Origin of the sequence: Rhodoplanes roseus (assembly GCF_003258865.1) — a bacterium.
Classification (GTDB): domain Bacteria; phylum Pseudomonadota; class Alphaproteobacteria; order Rhizobiales; family Xanthobacteraceae; genus Rhodoplanes; species Rhodoplanes roseus.
The window spans coordinates 1-3,193 of the sequence record NZ_NPEX01000453.1; the positions used below are offsets into that span (position 1 = coordinate 1).

3 protein-coding genes and 1 pseudogene are annotated in these 3,193 nt (G+C 70.5%); 1 reads left to right on the forward strand and 3 read right to left on the reverse strand.

Annotation, left to right across the window (positions count from 1 at the left end):
• Positions 1–175: 175 nt before the first annotated feature.
• Positions 176–1,141, forward strand: a complete 966-nt coding sequence (locus tag CH341_RS29935) for an OmpA family protein (RefSeq protein ID WP_245431320.1) — start codon at positions 176–178, stop codon at positions 1,139–1,141.
• Positions 1,142–1,307: 166 nt separating this feature from the next.
• Here CH341_RS29935 and CH341_RS29940 read toward each other — a convergent pair whose 3' ends face one another.
• From CH341_RS29940 to CH341_RS29950, 3 genes and pseudogenes are all read right to left on the reverse strand, one after another.
• Positions 1,308–2,093 (reverse strand): SDR family oxidoreductase, encoded by a 786-nt coding sequence (locus CH341_RS29940; protein WP_111423088.1) that lies wholly within the window; start codon positions 2,091–2,093, stop codon positions 1,308–1,310.
• Positions 2,094–2,135: 42 nt separating this feature from the next.
• Positions 2,136–2,828, reverse strand: coding sequence for a 4-carboxy-4-hydroxy-2-oxoadipate aldolase/oxaloacetate decarboxylase (locus CH341_RS29945; protein ID WP_111423090.1), 693 nt, complete (start codon positions 2,826–2,828; stop codon positions 2,136–2,138).
• Positions 2,825–3,193: pseudogene (locus CH341_RS29950) on the reverse strand (PIG-L domain-containing protein); the annotation flags it as partial. The gene CH341_RS29945 and the pseudogene CH341_RS29950, both read right to left, overlap by 4 nt.

Below are 3,193 nucleotides of genomic sequence, written 5' to 3' on the forward strand. Positions count from 1 at the left end.
CGGACCGCCCCCGGCGGCGCAAGGCGGTCCCGCCGTCGTCCCGTCGACCCAAGGCGCACCGCTGACGCCCGCCGGCCTGCCGGCGCCCACGCCGCAGATGGCCCGGCCGATCCCGGCCGCCCCGCCCGGCGTCGGGTTCGTGCCGCAATCGGCGCAGGGCCAGCCGCTGCGCCGGATGGACGAGCTGCGCGGTGAGCGCCGCGAGACCCGCGAGGGCAGCACGACCATCATCCGCGAGCCCGACCGGACCATCATTCGCGAGGGCGACCGGACGATCATCCGGCACAACGAGATGGACCGCTTCCGCTACGGCGCCCAGGACGTGCGCATGGAGCGGCGCGGCAACGAGAACGTCGCCGTGGTGGTGCGGCCGGGCGGGTACCGGGTCGTCACCGTGACGGACGACAACGGCTATCTGCTGCGCCGGACCCGGGTGATGCCGGACGGCCGCGAATACATCCTGATCGACAACCGGCGCCACTGGGGTCCGGGCGGTCCGCCCCCCGGCCCGCGCGGGCCCGGTTTCGGCACCGGACTCGCCGTCGGCGCGGCGGTCGGGCTCGGCGTCGGCGCCTTGATGCTCAACATGCCGCCGCCGGTGGTGCACATCCCGCCGGAGCGTTACATCGTGGAGACCGAGCGGGCCTCCCCGACGCTGCTCTACGAGACCCTGACGGCGCCACCCGTGATGGAGATCGAGCGGCCCTATACGCTCGACGAGGTCCGCTACAACGCGCCGCTGCGGGATCGCATGCCCCGCGTCGATCTCGACACGGTGACGTTCGAGACCGGCTCCTGGGAGCTGGATCCGATGCAGATCGAGAAGCTCGCCGGCATCGCCGACGGCCTCAACCGCGCCATCCAGGCGAATCCGCAGGAGGTGTTCCTGATCGAGGGGCACACCGACGCGGTCGGCGGCGACGTCGACAACCTGTCGCTGTCGGACCGTCGCGCCGAGGCGGTCGCAATGGTTCTCACTCAGCAGTTCGGGGTGCCGGCCGAGAACCTGACCACGCAGGGCTACGGCAGGCAGTATCTGAAGGTGCCGACCGACGGACCCTTGCGGGAGAACCGCCGGGTCGCCGTCCGCCGCATCACGCCGCTGCTCACCGGGCAGGCCCAGCCGCAGCCGCCGCAATGAGGGCGACCAGGCCCTGAGAACATCACGGCAAAGGGCGGCGCGACGGCGCCGCCCTTTTTCGTTGCCGCGACCACCGACGCGAAAGACGCGGGACCTGCCCGTCCCACCGGCACGCACCGAAAAGGCCCTCGGCCCGGCGGCACGAGCAACTATGTCGCCGACCTGATCAGATGCTCGGGATGAAGCCGCCGTCGACCCGGATCACCGAGCCGGTGAGGTAGGACGCCCGCGTCGAGGCCAGGAAGGCGACGACGTCGCCGTACTCCTTCGGGTCGCCGTAGCGGCCGACCGGGATGGAGCCGGTGCTCTCGGCCGAGACCTCGTCGACCGAGCGGTTCTCGCGCTTCGCCTTCTGCTCGTCGAGGAAGCGGATGCGCGGCGTGGCGATGCGGCCGGGCAGCACGATGTTGACGGTGACGCCGTCACGGCCGACCTCGCGGGCGAGCGTCTTCGACCAGCCGACCAGGGTGAGCCGCAGCGCGTTCGACATGCCGAGATTGGGAATCGGCGCGACCACGCCCGACGAGGTCGAGGTGATGATGCGGCCGAACTTGTTGGCGCGCATCTGCGGCAGCACGCGGTCGGTCAGGGCGATGACGGACAGCACCATCGACTGGAAGAACTTCGACCACGCCGCCGGATCCTGGCCGCTGGCCGGAGTCGGGGGCGGGCCGCCGGTATTGTTGACCAGCACGTCGACCGGACCGAACGCCTTCTCGATCGCCGCCACATGCGTCTCGATGGAGGCGAGGTCGGCGAGATCCCAGGTGAGCGGAAGCGCCTTCGAGCCCGCCGCCTCGATCGCGGCCGCCGTCTTGTTCAGCGCATCGCCGTCGATGTCGCCGATGGCGACGCGCGCGCCTTCCTGGGCGAGCGCCGCCGCAATCGCACCACCGAGACCGCCGCCGGCGCCCAGCACCAGCGCGGTCTTTCCCGCGAGACCGAGATCCATGTCGTTCCCTTCTTGTGAAAGTTGGTCGGGAACGACTCCGTCTCACACCTCGTCGAGGCTGTCCACCCAGCGCAGGCCCGCCTTCAGGAGCGGCTCCCGCATCTTGTACATGTCGAGGCCGAGCTCGCCGGCAGCGAGCTTCTTGCGCTTCTCCTCCTCGTTGGCGACCCGGGCCTCGCCGGCCGCCGCGACCGCGGCCGCGTCCTTGACCGGCACCACGACGACGCCGTCGTCGTCGGCCACGATCACGTCGCCCGGATTGACCAGCGCTCCGGCACAGACCACCGGCACGTTGACGGATCCGAGCGTCGCCTTGACCGTGCCCTTGGCCGAGATCGCCCGCGACCACACGGGGAAGTTCATCTCGGTGAGGGTCTTCACGTCGCGCACGCCGGCGTCGATCACCAGGCAGACGCCGCCCCGCGCCTTCAGCGAGGTGGCGAGCAGGTCGCCGAACATGCCGTCGGTGTTGTCGGCCGTGACGCCGACCACCAGCACGTCGCCCGGACGGAGCTGCTCGATGGCGACGTGGATCATCCAGTTGTCGCCCGGCTGGGCCAGCACCGTGACGGCGCTGCCGGCCACCTGGGCGCCCGGGAAGATCGGCCGCATGTAGGGCTTCATCAGGCCGACGCGGCCCATCGCCTCGTGCACCGAGGCGACGCCGAGCTCGGCCAGCGTCTCGATCACCGACGCGTCGGCGCGCGGGATGTTGCGGACGACGACGGGCTTCATGCCAGCTCCTCCAGGGCCATCGGGAACAGGCGCTGATAGGCCTCGCCATAGGTCATCGGCTTGCCGGTGTTGCGCCCGCCCTGCACGCCGCGCTGCAGCGCCACGCGCTCGTAATAGGCCCACAGATGCTTCTGCGCGGCGAGGATCTCGAAGGTCTTGCGCTTGATCTCCCAGACCTCGTCGATGTTGAGGATCACCTGGGGCTTGAAGTTGCACATCTCCGGCTGATGCGGCTCGAACAGGAACACGGGCGGTGCCGCGTAGGTGTAGCTCGCGCCCGGCTTGTGCCCCATCGCCTGGGCGATGATGCGGGCCTCCTGGGCGAAGCGCGCCGCCTCCGGATGGTCGACGTTATAAGGATCCTC

Bases quoted from the DNA above. Each gene is read 5' to 3' on its own strand.
- CH341_RS29935 (WP_245431320.1), top strand. From the start codon at position 176: ATGGACGAGCTGCGCGGTGAGCGCCGCGAGACCCGCGAGGGCAGCACG.
- CH341_RS29940 (WP_111423088.1), bottom strand. From the start codon at position 2,093: ATGGATCTCGGTCTCGCGGGAAAGACCGCGCTGGTGCTGGGCGCCGGC.
- CH341_RS29945 (WP_111423090.1), bottom strand. From the start codon at position 2,828: ATGAAGCCCGTCGTCGTCCGCAACATCCCGCGCGCCGACGCGTCGGTG.